General features: G+C 68.8%; 17 protein-coding genes and 1 pseudogene. 8 read left to right on the top strand and 10 right to left on the bottom strand.

Translation table 11 applies throughout. The annotated features are described in order from the left end of the window. Positions 1–15: 15 nt before the first annotated feature. Positions 16–948 carry a LysR substrate-binding domain-containing protein gene (locus A8M77_RS20830; RefSeq protein ID WP_086923426.1) on the top strand — a complete coding sequence of 311 codons (933 nt, stop codon included), beginning with the start codon at positions 16–18 and terminating at the stop codon, positions 946–948. On the opposite strand, the gene A8M77_RS20825 is transcribed toward A8M77_RS20830, so the two are convergent. The 3 genes from A8M77_RS20825 to phaC form a co-directional block, all read right to left on the bottom strand. Beyond that, complete coding sequence (locus A8M77_RS20825; RefSeq protein ID WP_086923425.1) at positions 897–1,412, bottom strand: hypothetical protein; 516 nt, start codon at positions 1,410–1,412, stop codon at positions 897–899. The two genes, A8M77_RS20830 and A8M77_RS20825, sit on opposite strands and share 52 nt — an antisense overlap. 87 nt (positions 1,413–1,499) lie before the next feature. Continuing rightward, positions 1,500–2,678: an acetyl-CoA C-acetyltransferase gene (locus A8M77_RS20820; RefSeq protein ID WP_086923424.1), complete on the bottom strand. Its 1,179-nt coding sequence runs from the start codon at positions 2,676–2,678 to the stop codon at positions 1,500–1,502. A 46-nt stretch (positions 2,679–2,724) separates the two neighbouring features. Further along, complete coding sequence (phaC, locus tag A8M77_RS20815) at positions 2,725–4,449, bottom strand: class I poly(R)-hydroxyalkanoic acid synthase (protein WP_086923423.1); 1,725 nt, start codon at positions 4,447–4,449, stop codon at positions 2,725–2,727. 104 nt (positions 4,450–4,553) lie between these two features. Here phaC and A8M77_RS20810 point away from each other — a divergent pair, with 104 nt between their 5' ends. After that, positions 4,554–4,850, top strand: coding sequence for a hypothetical protein (locus A8M77_RS20810; RefSeq protein ID WP_086923422.1), 297 nt, complete (start codon positions 4,554–4,556; stop codon positions 4,848–4,850). Here A8M77_RS20810 and pgeF read toward each other — a convergent pair. Together pgeF and maiA are read right to left on the bottom strand one after the other, a co-directional pair. Further along, positions 4,782–5,537: a peptidoglycan editing factor PgeF gene (pgeF, locus tag A8M77_RS20805; protein WP_086923421.1), complete on the bottom strand. Its 756-nt coding sequence runs from the start codon at positions 5,535–5,537 to the stop codon at positions 4,782–4,784. The genes A8M77_RS20810 and pgeF overlap by 69 nt on opposite strands. Before the next feature lie 2 nt (positions 5,538–5,539). After that, positions 5,540–6,178: a maleylacetoacetate isomerase gene (gene maiA / locus A8M77_RS20800; protein WP_086923536.1), complete on the bottom strand. Its 639-nt coding sequence runs from the start codon at positions 6,176–6,178 to the stop codon at positions 5,540–5,542. A gap of 103 nt (positions 6,179–6,281) precedes the next feature. On the opposite strand from maiA, the gene A8M77_RS20795 reads away from it, so the two are divergent. The 4 genes from A8M77_RS20795 (at position 6,282) to A8M77_RS20780 (ending at position 8,760) form a co-directional block, all read left to right on the top strand. After that, on the top strand, positions 6,282–6,983 hold the full coding sequence (locus A8M77_RS20795; protein ID WP_086923420.1) for a fumarylacetoacetate hydrolase family protein: 702 nt from the start codon (positions 6,282–6,284) through the stop codon (positions 6,981–6,983). Between the two features lie 17 nt (positions 6,984–7,000). Further along, entirely contained in the window at positions 7,001–7,552 is a 552-nt protein-coding gene (locus A8M77_RS20790; protein WP_086923419.1) for an NUDIX hydrolase, read from the top strand. After that, on the top strand, positions 7,549–8,019 hold the full coding sequence (locus A8M77_RS20785; protein ID WP_086923418.1) for a CreA family protein: 471 nt from the start codon (positions 7,549–7,551) through the stop codon (positions 8,017–8,019). Before A8M77_RS20790 ends, A8M77_RS20785 begins: the two co-directional genes overlap by 4 nt. 228 nt (positions 8,020–8,247) lie before the next feature. Continuing rightward, positions 8,248–8,760, top strand: a complete 513-nt coding sequence (locus tag A8M77_RS20780; protein ID WP_086923417.1) for a murein hydrolase activator EnvC family protein — start codon at positions 8,248–8,250, stop codon at positions 8,758–8,760. Here A8M77_RS20780 and A8M77_RS37260 read toward each other — a convergent pair. From A8M77_RS37260 to A8M77_RS20770, 3 genes are all read right to left on the bottom strand, one after another. Further along, a complete protein-coding gene (locus tag A8M77_RS37260; RefSeq protein ID WP_272947447.1) occupies positions 8,744–8,872 on the bottom strand; it encodes a hypothetical protein in 129 nt (42 codons plus the stop codon). The genes A8M77_RS20780 and A8M77_RS37260 overlap by 17 nt on opposite strands. A gap of 136 nt (positions 8,873–9,008) precedes the next feature. Continuing rightward, positions 9,009–10,607 carry a phospholipase D family protein gene (locus A8M77_RS20775; protein WP_086923416.1) on the bottom strand — a complete coding sequence of 533 codons (1,599 nt, stop codon included), beginning with the start codon at positions 10,605–10,607 and terminating at the stop codon, positions 9,009–9,011. Beyond that, entirely contained in the window at positions 10,597–11,034 is a 438-nt protein-coding gene (locus A8M77_RS20770) for a DUF1810 domain-containing protein (RefSeq protein WP_086923415.1), read from the bottom strand. Before A8M77_RS20770 ends, A8M77_RS20775 begins: the two co-directional genes overlap by 11 nt. Before the next feature lie 123 nt (positions 11,035–11,157). Here A8M77_RS20770 and A8M77_RS20765 point away from each other — a divergent pair, with 123 nt between their 5' ends. Beyond that, positions 11,158–11,436, top strand: a complete 279-nt coding sequence (locus A8M77_RS20765; protein WP_086923414.1) for a hypothetical protein — start codon at positions 11,158–11,160, stop codon at positions 11,434–11,436. Here A8M77_RS20765 and A8M77_RS20760 read toward each other — a convergent pair. Both A8M77_RS20760 and A8M77_RS20755 read right to left on the bottom strand, forming a co-directional pair. Beyond that, positions 11,411–11,971 (bottom strand): NADPH-dependent FMN reductase, encoded by a 561-nt coding sequence (locus A8M77_RS20760; protein ID WP_238136903.1) that lies wholly within the window; start codon positions 11,969–11,971, stop codon positions 11,411–11,413. The two genes, A8M77_RS20765 and A8M77_RS20760, sit on opposite strands and share 26 nt — an antisense overlap. Positions 11,972–12,034: 63 nt before the next feature. After that, positions 12,035–12,904, bottom strand: coding sequence for an intradiol ring-cleavage dioxygenase (locus A8M77_RS20755; protein WP_086923413.1), 870 nt, complete (start codon positions 12,902–12,904; stop codon positions 12,035–12,037). Positions 12,905–13,022: 118 nt separating this feature from the next. On the opposite strand from A8M77_RS20755, the pseudogene A8M77_RS35340 reads away from it, so the two are divergent. Further along, positions 13,023–13,129, top strand: a pseudogene (locus A8M77_RS35340) (maleylacetate reductase); the annotation flags it as partial.

Raw genomic sequence — 13,129 nt, 5'->3', positions numbered from 1 at the left:
TGATAGCATTCCCCGATGCACTTCGACCTGACCGACCTGCGCCTGTTCGTCGCCGTGGCGGAGCTGGGCAGCCTCACGCGCGCGGCGGAGCGCCAGCACCTGTCGCTGGCCGCGGCCAGCGCGCGCATCAAGGCGCTGGAGACGCAATCGGGGCTGCCCCTGCTCGCCCGCGAGGCCCGCGGCGTGCGCCTGCTGCCGCCGGGCGAGGCCTTCCTCCACCACGCACGGCTGGTGCTGCTGCAGACCGGCCAGCTGCGCACCGAGCTGAACGAATACGGCGGCGGCCTGCGCGGCCACCTGCGCGTGTTCGCCAACACCACCGCGGTCAGCGACATCCTCCCCGAAGTCCTGCCGGGCTTCCTCGCGCGCCACCCGCGAATCAACATCGACCTTCAGGAAAAACCGAACGCGCAGATCCCGCTCGGCGTGCAGAGCGGCCGGGCCGACATCGGCATCGTGGCCGGTCAGATCGACACGCTGGGCCTCGAATCGGCCCACTTCAGCACCGACCGCCTGGTGCTCGTGACCGCGCGCCGCCACCGCTTCGCCAAGCGCAAGCGCATCGCCTTCGCCGAGACGCTGGACGAGGACGCGATCGGCATGCAGCAGGGCAGCACCCTTCAGGCTTTCCTGGCACAGATCACCGAGGGCCTGGGCCGCAGCCAGAAGCTGCGCATCCAGCTTGGCAGCTTCGACGCCATGTGCCGCATGATCGGCAGCGGAGTCGGCGTCGGCGTGGTGCCCGAGTCGGTCGCGCGCCGCAACCTGGAGAGCATGCAGCTGGCGCTGATCGAGCTCAGCGACGCCTGGTGCGTACGCGAACGCTACCTGCTGATGCGCGACCGCGCCGGGCTGCCCACCTATGCACAGGCGCTGGTGGACACGCTGTGCGCGCACTATGCCGTGCAGGAGGCGCCCGCCGGCCGGGGCGCGCGCACGAGGCGCTGAAACAGCAGCGCGACCGCGAGCGCCAACGCCAGCAGACAGGCGGCGGCTGCAACGAAGCCCAAGCGAGGCGCCGCCCAGTCCGCATAGAAGAGGATGTCGATCAGCGCCACGCCGGCCAGCACCGCGGACATCAGCGGCGCGATGATCATGCCCAGGCCCGCGCCCTGCAGGAACAGCACCGGCAGCAGCCAGGGAATGCCGCCACTGCCGGGCTGCCTCAACACGACCGCCATCATCAGCCCATGGCCGATGGCCAGCAGCAGGGCACCGATCGCGATGATCTGCAGGCCGAGGCGCTCGGTGAGCTGCTTCGCCGTCATCGAGGTCACGAAGAAGCCGAGCGCGAGCACCGTGAAGACCAGCCCCAGCATCGCAAGCACCTGCGGCTGCAGCAACGCTCCAGCGAGGCCCTGCACGATGCGCGCCGCAACGCCGGCGAAGCCAGGCCCGCGCTCAGCGAACACCGCGGAACCGGCTTTGCCGGCCCGCTGGTGTTGCCCCCGGCGAGGGGGTTGGCAGCCACACGAAGTGTGGCAAGCCTGGGGGAGAGCTTATCTTTCGATCGTGAGGGCAACACCCATGCCGCCGCCGATGCACAGCGAGGCAATGCCCTTCTTCGCGTTCTGGCGCTGCATCTCGTGCAGCAGGGTCACCAGGATGCGGCAGCCGGACGCGCCGATCGGGTGCCCGATGGCAATGGCGCCGCCGTTCACGTTGACCTTGTTGATGTCCCAGCCCATCTCGCGGTTGACCGCGCAGGCCTGCGCCGCGAAGGCTTCGTTGATCTCGAGCACGTCGAGGTCGGAGGGCTTCCAGCCGGCGCGCTGCAACGCCTTCTGCGAGGCCGGCACCGGGCCCATGCCCATGAAGGCCGGGTCGAGGCCGGTGCTGGCGTAGCTGGCGATGCGGCCCAGCGGCTTCAGGCCCAGGGCGGCCGCCTTCTTGGCGGTCATCACCAGCACCGCGGCCGCGCCGTCGTTGAGGCCGGAGGCATTGCCCGCCGTCACGCCGCCTGCCTTGTCGAAGGCAGGGCGCAGGCCGGCCAGGCCTTCGGCGCTGGTCTTGCGGTTGATGAACTCGTCCTTGTCGAAGACCACCGGGTCACCCTTCTTCTGCGGAATGTTGACGGCGACGATCTCGTCCTTGAACTTGCCGGCATCCTGCGCCGCCGCGGCCTTGGTCTGGCTGGCGAGCGCGAGTTCGTCCTGCGCGGCGCGGCTGATGTCGTACTTCTTGGCCACGTTCTCGGCCGTGATGCCCATGTGGTACTGGTTGTAGACGTCCCACAGGCCGTCGACGATCATCGAGTCGACCAGCTTCCAGTCGCCCATGCGCTGGCCATTGCGCGAATTGGGCAGCACGTGCGGGGCGAGGCTCATGCTCTCCTGCCCGCCCGCGACCACGATCTCGCTGTCGCCGGTGGCCACGGCCTGGGCGGCCAGCATCACTGCCTTCAGGCCGGAGCCGCAGACGGCGTTGATGGTGAGCGCCGGGGTTTCCTTGGCGATGCCGCTCTTGAGCAGCGCCTGCCGCGCCGGGTTCTGGCCGCTGCCCGCGGCGAGCACCTGGCCCATGATGACCTCGCCGATCTGGTCGGCGCCGACCTTGGCGCGCTCCAGCACTTCCTTGATCACGATAGAGCCCAGCTCGGTGGCCGGGATGCCGGCGATCGTTCCGCCGAACTTGCCCACGGCCGTGCGCGCGGCCGAAACGATGACGATGTCTTCCATGGTGTGTGCTCCGAGGCTGGGATAGAAAGAAAGGAGAACGAGGGGATCAGGCTTTCGCCTTGACGTAGCGGCCCGGCGCGGGCTCGATCGCCTGGTAGGCGCTGCCCTTGCCGTAGGACCTGGGCGCGGGAATCTGTTTGCCCGCGTGGGTCTTGAGCCAGTGGGACCAGTCGGTCCACCAGCTGCCGGGATGCTCGGTGGCACCCGCGAGCCACTCGGCCTGCGTCTTCGGCAGCTTGCCGTCGGCGCGGATCCAGTGGCTGCGCTTCTTCTTCACCGGCGGGTTGATCACGCCGGCGATATGGCCCGAGGCGCCCATCACGAAGCGCTTCTTGCCCTTGAGCAGTTGCGTGGAGGCGTAGGCGCCCCCGATCGGCACGATGTGGTCCTCGCGCGAGCCGTAGATGTAGACCGGCGCCTCGATCAGCCCCAGGTCGACCGGCTCTCCGGCCACGGTGAGTGCACCCGGAACGGCCAGCTGGTTCTCGTGGTAGGTGTGGCGGATGTACCAGCAGTACATGGGCCCGGGCAGATTGGTCGCATCGCTGTTCCAGTACAGCAGGTCGAAGGGCGGCGGGGTCTCGCCCTTCAGGTAGTTGCCGACCACGTAGTTCCACACCAGGTCGTTGGGCCGCAGGAAGCTGAAGGTGGATGCGAGCTCGCCGCCCGCCAGCAGGCCGCCTGTGCCCATCTGCATCTCGCGGAAGCGCACGAAGGCCTCGTCGATGAAGATGTCGAGGATGCCGGTGTCTTCGAAGTCCAGCAGCGTGGTCAGCAGCGTGACCGAGGCCGCGGGCTGCTCGCCGCGCGCTGCCAGCACCGCCAGCGCAGTGGAGAGGATGGTGCCGCCGACGCAGAAGCCCAGCGTGTCGATCTGGCCGCCCTTCTTGTCCTGGCCGCTGATCTCGCGCGTGACCTGGATCGCCTTGATCGCCGCGTTCTCGATGTAGTCGTCCCAGGTGTAGTGGGCCATCGAGGCATCGGGGTTGCGCCAGCTCACGACGAAGACCCGATGCCCCTGCTCCACCGCATAGCGGATCAGCGAGTTTTCGGGCTGCAGGTCGAGGATGTAGAACTTGTTGATGCACGGCGGCACCAGCAGCAGCGGGCGCTCATAGACCTTGGCCGTCAGCGGCTTGTATTCGAGCAGCTGGAACAGGTCGTTCTCGAACACGACCGCGCCCTCGGTGGTGGCGACGTTGCGGCCGACCTCGAAGACGCTCTCGTCGGTCATGCTCAGGTGGCCCTGCCGCACGTCCTTCAGCAGGTTCTGGATGCCCTTGGCGATGCTCTCGCCCTGCGTGTCGATCGCCTTCTTCTGGGCCTCGGCATTGAAGGCGATGTAGTTGCTGGGCGCCGAGGCCGCCACCCATTGCTCCACCGCGAAGCGCAGGCGCGCCCGGGTCTTTTCATCGGCCTCGACGGCCTCGGCCATGCCGAGCAGGGTGCGGGTGTTGAGCAGGTAGATGGCCGCGGAGAAGGCCGCCACCGGGTTGCTGCCCCAGGCCTCGGCCGCGAAGCGCCGGTCGACCCGCGTGCGCTCTGCCATGTCCTGGCGCCACAGCGCCGTGGCTTCATCGATGTACTGCTGCTGCAGTTCCTGGAGCCTGGGGGCGGAGAAGGAGAAGCGCGGCATCTCCAGGGGCATGCCGGCCGGGGCGGCGCCGCTGCCGAGCGACTGGAAGGATGCGAGGGCCTTTTCCCAACCCTGCGCCAGCGCTTGCTGGAAAGGCGCGAAGGTCTGGTTCGCCGCCTGTTGTTGTTCTTTCATGGTGTCTCTCCTGGTTCCTCACCTTGTCGCATCGGCGTTGAGTATGCTGCATCCGGCAGGGCCCGACCAGCAAACCCCGCCATACCTTCCTGAAAACCTCGCCTATGCATCTCGTCGTCATTGCCTGGCTGTATGTTGCACTGATGATGGCGGTGGCCGAGGCCACCAACACCAACGGCACGGTGCTCGGCGCGGTCTTCACCTTTCTACTCTACGGCTTGGCGCCGGTGGCACTGGTGGTTTACCTGATGGGCGCGCCGGCCCGCCGCAAGGGAGTCCGCGCGCGCGAAGCGGCCGAGCGCGAGGCCGCCATCCGTGCCGCCGCCGGGCCTTCAGTCGCGCCAGATGCAGGCGGCGAAGCGTCCGCTGATGCGGTCGCGCCGGTGCGAGAAAAAGAGTAACGGGTTGTTCACGGTGCACCAGCCGCGGCTGCCGTCGTTGCCGTGGAGCTGTGTGATGCCGGCCGCCAGCAGGCGTTGGCGCGCGAGGCCCGCGAGATCCGCCAGCCACTTGCCGGACGCGGCGCCCGGGCGGAAGCATGACGCGGCCTGGGGCGCGGCGGCCGTGAAGGCAGCCCGGACCTCGTCGCCCACCTCGAAGGCATCCGGCCCGATGCAGGGGCCGAGCCAGGCCAGCAGGTGCCGCGGTCCGCCCTCCTCCGCGAAGGCGCCTGCGGCCTCCTCGAGGACGCCGGCGGCCAGCCCGCGCCAGCCGGCATGCGCGGCGGCCACGCGGCGGCCACCGCGGTCGGTGAAGAGCACAGGCAGGCAGTCGGCCACCATGATCGTGCAGGCGATGCCAGGGCTGGCGGTGGTGCAGGCATCGCCCTCGCCGCCGTCGGGCGTATGCGCGTCCAGCGCCAGCCGCCGCGTGCCATGCACCTGCTGCAGGAATACCGGCCGCGCGCCGATCGCCTCGTGCAGCCGCGCGCGGTTGGCGGCGACGTCGGCCGGCGCATCGCCGACGTGGTCGCCGAGGTTGAGGCTTTCATAGGTGCCGCGGGACACCCCGCCCTGGCGCGTGGTGCACAGCGCCTTCACGCCGGGCGGCGCAGGCCAGTCCGGCACCAGCGCATCGCGAAGCGGCATGCTCAGGGTTCCGCGTCGGGGCAGCGCGAGGGCTGGGCGCGCTGGAAGGCATCGAGCTGCATGCAGGCCTCGAAGGCCGCCATGGTGCGCGGCAGCCCGCTGAAGTCGCAGTCGAAACGCTGGCCGTTGAAGACCTGCGGCACCAGGCAGCAGTCGGCCAGGGTGGGCGTGTCGCCCCAGCAGTAGACGCTGGCCGGCTGCTGCGCCAGTTGGCGCTCGAAGGCCAGCATGCCCTCGCGCACCCAGTGGCGGTACCAGGTGTTCTTGGCGTCGTCGCCCACCTTGAGATCGCGCACCAGGTACTTCAGCACGCGCAGGTTGTTGAGCGGGTGGATCTCACAGGCGACCGACTGCGCCAGCGCCCGCACGTGGGCGCGGCCCACCGGGTCGTGCGGCAGCAGCGCGGGCTCTGGATGGATCTCTTCCAGGTACTCGATGATCGCCATCGACTGCGAGAAGCGCTCGCCGTCGTCTTCCAGCAGCGGCACCAGCATGTCAGCCGAGATGGCCGAGAAGGGCCCCGTCTTGTGCTCGCCGCGGGCGATGTGCACCGGGATGTACTCGTAGTCCAGCCCCTTGAGGTTGAGGGCGATGCGCACGCGGAACGACGCGGAGGAGCGGAAATAGTTGTGCAGCTTCATCATGGCCCGAAGCATAGCCCTCCTCTGCGCCGCGGCCAAAAGCCGGCAACGCCCGGCGCCCTCTGGCAAACTGCCGCTTTCGCTCGAAAAGGACTTTCTCCCCATGGCTTCCGAATACGTCTTCACGCCCCCGGCGACGGTGTCCCTGCCCGTGGTCGGCCGGAGCACGCGCTTCCCGGTCCACCGCATCTACTGCGTGGGCCGCAACTACGAGGAGCACGCCAAGGAGATGGGTTTCACCGGCCGTGAGCCGCCCTTCTTCTTCATGAAGCCGGCCGACGCGGTGGTCGTGGTCGACGCGGGCAGCACGGGCACGATGGCCTACCCCACCCTCACCCAGAATCTGCACCACGAGATCGAGCTGGTTGCGGCCATCGGCACCGGCGGCAGGAACATCAAGGCGGCCGACGCGATGAAGCACATCTTCGGCTACGCCGTGGGCCTGGACATGACGCGCCGCGACCTGCAGGGCGAAATGAAGAAGCAGGGCCGCCCGTGGGACATCGGCAAGAGCTTCGAGCAGAGCGCGCCCACCGGTCCCATCGTTCCGGCGGCCGAGGCCGGCGACATCGAGCACGCCGAGATCTCGCTGCAGGTCAACGGCCAGGACCGCCAGCGCAGCAACGTGAGCAAGCTGATCTGGAACATGGCCGAGACCATCGAGCACCTCTCGGCCGCCTGGGAACTGCAGCCCGGCGACCTGATCTTCACCGGAACTCCCGAGGGCGTGGCCGCGGTGGTGACCGGCGACACCCTGGTCGGCCAGGTCGCCGGCCTGCCCGCGCTCACCGTCAAGATCGTCTGACAACAAACAGACCGCCGATGCTCCTGCGCGTCCCCATCAAGCACTGCAAGAACTGCGGCACCGCGGTGGTCTACCGCATCCCCGACGACGGCGACACGCGCGAGCGCGCCGTGTGCCCGGCCTGCCACACCGTGCACTACGAGAACCCGCTCAACGTGGTGGGCACCATCCCGGTACTAGGCGATCGCGTGCTGCTGTGCAAGCGCAACATCGAGCCGCGCTGGGGCAAGTGGACGCTGCCGGCCGGCTTCATGGAACTCAACGAGACCACCGCGCAGGGCGCGGCGCGCGAGACCGACGAGGAAGCCGGCGCCCAGTACGAGCTGGAGGGCCTGTTCGCGGTGATGAGCGTGGTGCGGGTCGGGCAGGTGCACCTGTTCTACCGGGCGCGCCTCTTGAGCGACAAGTTCGATCCGGGCCACGAGACGATCGAGGCGCGCCTCTTCACGGAAGAGGAGATCCCCTGGGACGAGATCGCCTTCCGCACCGTGCGGGAGGCGCTCACCCGTTACTTCGAGGACCGGCGCCGCGGCAGCTTCGACCGGGTCCACACCCTCGACATCGTATGAAGGCCCTGCGTGCATCGCTCTGCGGCGCGCTGCTGCTCGCCGCGCAGGCCCATGCCGAACCGGTGGGTGAAGTCGACACCGCCTTCAAGCTGATCGGACCCGACCACAAGATCGTGGTCGAGGCCTACGACGACCCCAAGGTCAGCGGCGTCACTTGCTACGTCTCGCGCGCCAAGACGGGCGGCGTCTCCGGCGCACTCGGTCTGGCCGAGGACAAGGCCGAGGCCTCCATCGCCTGCCGCCAGGTCGGGCCCGTGCGCGTGACCCAGCCGCTGGCCAAGCGCGAGGAGGTCTACAGCGAGCGCCTGTCGATCCTGTTCAAGCGCCTGCGCGTGGTGCGCATGGTGGACGCCACGCGCAACACCCTGGTCTACCTGACCTACTCCGATCTGCTGATCGACGGCTCGCCCAAGAACAGCGTGACCGCAGTGCCCATCGACCGCGCCACGCCGATCCCCTTGAAATGACGCTCTCCCCCAGGCTCCCCACTTCGTGTGGTCCGCCAACCCCCTCACCGGGGGCAACACCAGCGGCCCGGCAAAGCCGGTTCCGCGGTGTTCCCCGACTGGCGTGCAGGGCATCATGCGTCTCGGGTCGCTCGCAGAGCAGCAGGCCGGTCCCGGCAAACCCTGAATCCGGCCAGGTCCTACAGGTCCTCGGGAACCCAGGGTGTCAAATGGGCTCCAAAAAACGCCATGCACTCCAAGACCTTTGCTCTCCGCGCCGGCATCCTCGCCACCGCGGCCGCCGGCCTCGTGGCCTGCAGCACCACGCCGCTGCCGCCGCAACGGCCCCTGCCCTCCTCCATTCCCGCCACGCCGCCCAAGCCACCGCCGGCGCCGGCCGCCTTCATCCGCCCCGCACCGGGCCCCACTCTCTCGCGCTTCGACGGCAGGAACAACAAGGGGCTGGACATCGCGGGCAGCCCGGGCGACCCGATCGTGGCCTCGGCCGATGGCCGCGTCGTCTACGTCGGCAGCGAGCTGCGCGGCTACGGCAACATGGTGATCGTCAAGCACAACGAGACCTACCTCACCGCCTACGCCCATGCGCAGAGCATCCTCGTGAAGGAAAAGGACGTGGTGCGCCAGGGCCAGAAGATCGCCGAGATGGGCAGCAGCGGCGCCGATCGCGTCAAGTTGCACTTCGAGCTGCGCAAGCAGGGCACCGCGGTCGATCCCGAGCCCTATCTCAGCGGGTTGAAATAAAGCTCTCCCCCAGGCTCCCCCACTTCGTGTGGTCCGCCAACCCCCTCACCGGGGCCTGGATCACCAGCGGCTGTTGGTTCTCGGGAAGCAGCGAATCGTCCAGGAAATGCATCTTTCTCTCCTAAGTGGGTGGCGTTCCATCTTTCGCGATGGACGACCCGATCTTTGGAGCGATGGCGCGATGCCGCTTGACCTTTCGCGCCTTCCACTTGTCGTTTGATGACACGCGGCGGTCGGCGCGTCTACGTCTACAACAGGTTCTCGGGCACCAGCGGCGCGAAGAGCTCCAGCTTCAGCCGCGAGCCGAAGTCGGTCTCGGGCTCTTCGTGCAGCACGTGGTCCGGGCCGCCGTCGGTGGAGGGGCTCACCCATTCGATGTCGCCGCGCGGGCCCAGGCGCAGGTGGTAGGCCGCGTCCATGGTGATGAGGCCGATCAGGCTGGTGAGCTGCGCGGCGATCTGCGGGCTGTAGACGAACAGGCCCAGCTCGGTGTTGTGCAGGTCCGAGCGCGGATCGAAGTTCAGCGAGCCGAGGAACACCACCTTGCCGTCGACCACCGCCGACTTGCCGTGCAAGCGTCCGCTGGCCGAGCCGAAGACGCCGAAGCGCTGGGTCTGCTCCACGCGCTTGGGGCTGAGCTCGTACAGCTCCACGCCCAGCGCAAGCAGTTCGGGCCGGTAGCGGCGGTAGCCCAGGTGCACCAGCGACTCGTCGGTCGCCGCCAGCGAATTGGTCACCAGGGTGAAGCGCACGCCGCGCTCGCGCAGCAGGCGCACCGATTCCATGCCGCCGCGCCCCGGGATCAGGTAGGGCGTGGTGACCATCGCCTCGCGCTCGGCCGCGCGCACCACGCGCCGCACGTTGAAGAGCACGCCCTCGGGCGCGTCCGCCGCCACCTTCGGGCGCAGCTCGCGCGGGCCGAGGGCCTTGTGCGGCGTATCGGCATAGGCCTCGGCCCGCGCCCAGGTCAGTTGCAGCGCGTCCTCGTCCAGGTCCTCGCCCAGCGCGCGATAGCCCAGCAGGTCGCGCTCGATCGGCGTCTGCGGCGCCCAGATGGCCGCATCCATGGTCATCTCCTCGAAGCGCTGCCGCAGCTCGCGCGCGGGCGCATCCGGCGGCGCCAGCGATTCGACGGGATAGACGAAGGGGCTGTTCCAGTACATGTCGAACAGCGAGGACAGGCGCGGCACGACCGCGCCGGTCACCAGCGTGTCGATGTCGATGAAGTTCGAGCCGGCATCGCGCATGAAGTACTCGTTGGCGATGTTGCGCCCCCCGACCACCGCCATCGCGTTGTCGGCCACGAACAGCTTGTTGTGCATGCGGCGGTGGACGCGGTCGATGTCGAACAGCGAGGCGGCCAGCCGCGTGGAGAGCCGCGCGCGACCGGCCGGGAAGGGATTGAAGAGGCGCACCTCCACGTTGGGATGGGCGGCCAGGGCCACCAGCAGCCGGTCGGAGCCCGCGGTGTAGAGGTCGTCGATCAGCACCCGCACGCGCACGCCGCGATCGGCCGCATCGCGCAGCGTGCGCAGCAGGTAGCGGCCGGTCTCGTCGTTCTGCACCAGGTAGTACTGGATGTCGATGCTGCGCTGCGCGCGCCGCGCCAGCTCGAGGCGGGCGTGCATGGAGTAGGCGGGCATCGGCAGCAGCCTGAAGCCGCTCTGGGCCCGGTCCGGCGCACCGGCCCAGGCGATGCGGCCGAGCGGCGTGCCCTCGGTCCCGGTGAAGGCCTCGGACGGCGTGCGCGCGACCTCCTTCGGCAGGCCTGCGCAGCCGGCCAGCAGCAAGGCCAGCAGGCCGGCCAGCAGCCATGCGACGACGCGCCCCACCCGCTCAGCCGGCATGGCCGCCTTCGATCCGGGACAGGGTTCCGCGATCGGACCGGCCGCCGAAGTACTTTTGCAGGCAGTCGCCGAACACCGGCTCGGCCGGATCGGCCACGCCGAACAGGGTCATGGAGGAGCAGAACTTGAGGTCGTCCGGCGCGCCGAAGATCTCGCCGATCGCACGCCCCTGCACGCCCAGCACCAGCGCGCTGCATTCGCGCAGCCGCGCGCCCAGCACGGGATGCGCAAGGTAGGCACGTGCCTCAGCCAGCGAGGCGACCGCATAGTGCTGCGCCATCGCGCTGTGGCCCAGGCCGGCGATCTGCGGAAACACGAACCACATCCAGTGCGTGCGCTTGCGGCCCGCGCGCAATTCGCCGCGGACCACGTCGATGACGGGGTCCTGGGCGTCGACGAAGCGTTGCAGTCCGAAGGGGTCGTTCATCGCAGGCGAGGCTCGTGTGTAGGCGGTGTCTTTCTCCAGGTGGCGAAGTATGCCGCGCCCCAGATGTAGTGCTTTGGCATTCAATGCCTGACACCCACAGAGAGAGACAAACAGAGAAGCAAGATGTACTGCGAAGCGATCCATTGCGCCGACACCCGCACCATCCGGTTCGCCATCTATCCCGACGGCCTCGACGGTCCGCGCATCACGGCGCACATTTCAGAGGCCGCATTGCGCGGCCTCGAAGACGCACCCCTCCACGACGACGCCGACCTCGCCGAAGCCTGCGAAGCCCATTTCGATTGCATCGAGGCCAAGGCCCTCGAGCGCTATCGGGAAGCGCCATCCCGCCCCATCCTGCTGGAGGCGGAAGACCTCAGCGCATGCGCCCTACCGCATTGATCCATTTCTCGAAGGCGTGCATCTGGTCGCCGACGAACTTGCGCGTGGTCTCGTCGGTGCAGCGCCCCTCGGCATCGAACTTGGCGCCGGCGCCGCCGATGAAGACCTCGGGCTTGGCCAGCACCATCGCATTGACGAACAGCATCACGCGGCGCAGGTCGTACTGAACCCGCGCGCCGCCCAGCGGGCCGGGCGAGGCCGAGAGGATGGCGACCGGCTTGTGGGCGAAGGGCTGGTCCTCGCCGCGGCTCAGCCAGTCGATCACGTTCTTGAAGACGCCGGGGATCGAGAAGTTGTACTCGGGCGTCGCGATCACCAGGCCATCGGCACGGCGGATACGCTCGCGCAGCGCCTGCACCACCGGCGGAAAGCCCTTGGCGAAGACATCGCCGTCGAAGGGTGGGATCTCGCGCCAGTCGACGACGTCCAGGCGCATGCTCGGCGGCATCAGCGAGCCGGCCAGGTTGAGCGCTGCGCGGTTGATGGAACCGGTGCGAAGGCTGCCGCAGAGGCCGACGATGTCCAGAGTGCTCACGAGATGTTCCTTGGTCAGGTTGGAAAAGGCGCGATTTGACCACCGAAGCGCCGGGCTTGCCGGTCAGCCCTTGGCCGCGGGGTTCAGCACGAAGTCGAAATCCAGGGTGTAGAAGGGCCGTTCGCTGCGGCCGCCATCCGGCGTCATGCCCGGCGGGTGTTCGACCCAGTCCGCGATCAGCGAGCGCCGCACGCCGAAGACGGCATCGGAATCCAGGTACTGGTCGCCGTCACGGAACACGTGCGTGATCAGCCGCTCGAAGCCCGGCGCCGTGATCATGAAGTGCAGGTGCGCCGGCCGCCATGGGTGGCGCCCCAGCGCTTCGAGCATGCGGCCCACCGGCCCGTCATGCGGGATGGGGTAGGCCTCGGCCCGGATCGACTTGAAGTGGAAGCGGCCCTCGGCATCCGCACGCAGCGTGCCGCGGGCGCGGTGCCCGTGGTCGCCCCGGTACTGCACGTCGTAGAGGCCGTCGGCATCGGCCTGCCAGACCTGCAGCTCCGCATCCGGCACCGGGCTGCCGTCCCGAGAAAGCACGCGACCGCGCACGTAGCAGGGCTCGCCGCGCGCGCCGTTGGCCACGTCGGCGCCCAGCGGGTAGTCGGGCGAGCCCTCGACATGGAAGGGACCGAACACGGTGGACTCGGTGCACTCGGGCGGCTTGCGGTTGTTCAAAGCCGTCACCAGCATCGACAGGCCCAGCGTGTCCGACAGCAGAATGAACTCCTGCCGTTTGTCGTCGGTGATGTGGCCGACGTCGGTGAGGAAGCGGATGCCCTCGAACCACTCGGCCTCGGTGAGCCGGACGTCGCGCGCGAAGGCATGCAGGTGCTGCACCAGGCTGGTCATGATCTCGCGCAGGCGCGCATCGGGCGCGCCGGTGTGGCGGGCCAGCACGGCCTGGGTGATGGTGTCTTCATCGAGGTTGCGCATCGTCGTCTCCTTGCTCGCAGGCCGACACTATGGAACGGCCGGAAGGCCGCGCACAGGGCCGGCGGCGGAAAACTGTTTTGCGTGGCCGCCATGCCGGCTTCGGCCTACCATCCGGCCCATGCCCGTCGCCGCCTTCACCTACACCAGCCAGCCGCAGCGCGTGGTCTTCGGCCCCGGCAGCCTGGCGCAGCTGGGCCGCGAGATCGATGCCCTCGGGGCGAAGCG

The sequence above is a fragment of the Variovorax sp. JS1663 genome (genome assembly GCF_002157355.1).
Taxonomy (GTDB): Bacteria; Pseudomonadota; Gammaproteobacteria; order Burkholderiales; family Burkholderiaceae_C; genus Variovorax.
The sequence above is the reverse complement of the archived record's forward strand: the minus strand, read 5'-3'. Positions and strand labels throughout refer to the sequence as shown.

What these genes read in the sequence shown, in the direction of transcription:
- A8M77_RS20830 (WP_086923426.1), top strand. Translation starts at nt 16, where the DNA reads ATGCACTTCGACCTGACCGACCTGCGCCTGTTCGTCGCCGTGGCGGAG.
- A8M77_RS20820 (WP_086923424.1), bottom strand. Translation starts at nt 2,678, where the DNA reads ATGGAAGACATCGTCATCGTTTCGGCCGCGCGCACGGCCGTGGGCAAG.
- phaC (WP_086923423.1), bottom strand. Translation starts at nt 4,449, where the DNA reads ATGAAAGAACAACAACAGGCGGCGAACCAGACCTTCGCGCCTTTCCAG.
- A8M77_RS20810 (WP_086923422.1), top strand. Translation starts at nt 4,554, where the DNA reads ATGCATCTCGTCGTCATTGCCTGGCTGTATGTTGCACTGATGATGGCG.
- pgeF (WP_086923421.1), bottom strand. Translation starts at nt 5,537, where the DNA reads ATGCCGCTTCGCGATGCGCTGGTGCCGGACTGGCCTGCGCCGCCCGGC.
- maiA (WP_086923536.1), bottom strand. Translation starts at nt 6,178, where the DNA reads ATGAAGCTGCACAACTATTTCCGCTCCTCCGCGTCGTTCCGCGTGCGC.
- A8M77_RS20795 (WP_086923420.1), top strand. Translation starts at nt 6,282, where the DNA reads ATGGCTTCCGAATACGTCTTCACGCCCCCGGCGACGGTGTCCCTGCCC.
- A8M77_RS20790 (WP_086923419.1), top strand. Translation starts at nt 7,001, where the DNA reads ATGCTCCTGCGCGTCCCCATCAAGCACTGCAAGAACTGCGGCACCGCG.
- A8M77_RS20785 (WP_086923418.1), top strand. Translation starts at nt 7,549, where the DNA reads ATGAAGGCCCTGCGTGCATCGCTCTGCGGCGCGCTGCTGCTCGCCGCG.
- A8M77_RS20780 (WP_086923417.1), top strand. Translation starts at nt 8,248, where the DNA reads ATGCACTCCAAGACCTTTGCTCTCCGCGCCGGCATCCTCGCCACCGCG.
- A8M77_RS37260 (WP_272947447.1), bottom strand. Translation starts at nt 8,872, where the DNA reads ATGCATTTCCTGGACGATTCGCTGCTTCCCGAGAACCAACAGCCGCTG.
- A8M77_RS20775 (WP_086923416.1), bottom strand. Translation starts at nt 10,607, where the DNA reads ATGCCGGCTGAGCGGGTGGGGCGCGTCGTCGCATGGCTGCTGGCCGGC.
- A8M77_RS20770 (WP_086923415.1), bottom strand. Translation starts at nt 11,034, where the DNA reads ATGAACGACCCCTTCGGACTGCAACGCTTCGTCGACGCCCAGGACCCC.
- A8M77_RS20765 (WP_086923414.1), top strand. Translation starts at nt 11,158, where the DNA reads ATGTACTGCGAAGCGATCCATTGCGCCGACACCCGCACCATCCGGTTC.
- A8M77_RS20755 (WP_086923413.1), bottom strand. Translation starts at nt 12,904, where the DNA reads ATGCGCAACCTCGATGAAGACACCATCACCCAGGCCGTGCTGGCCCGC.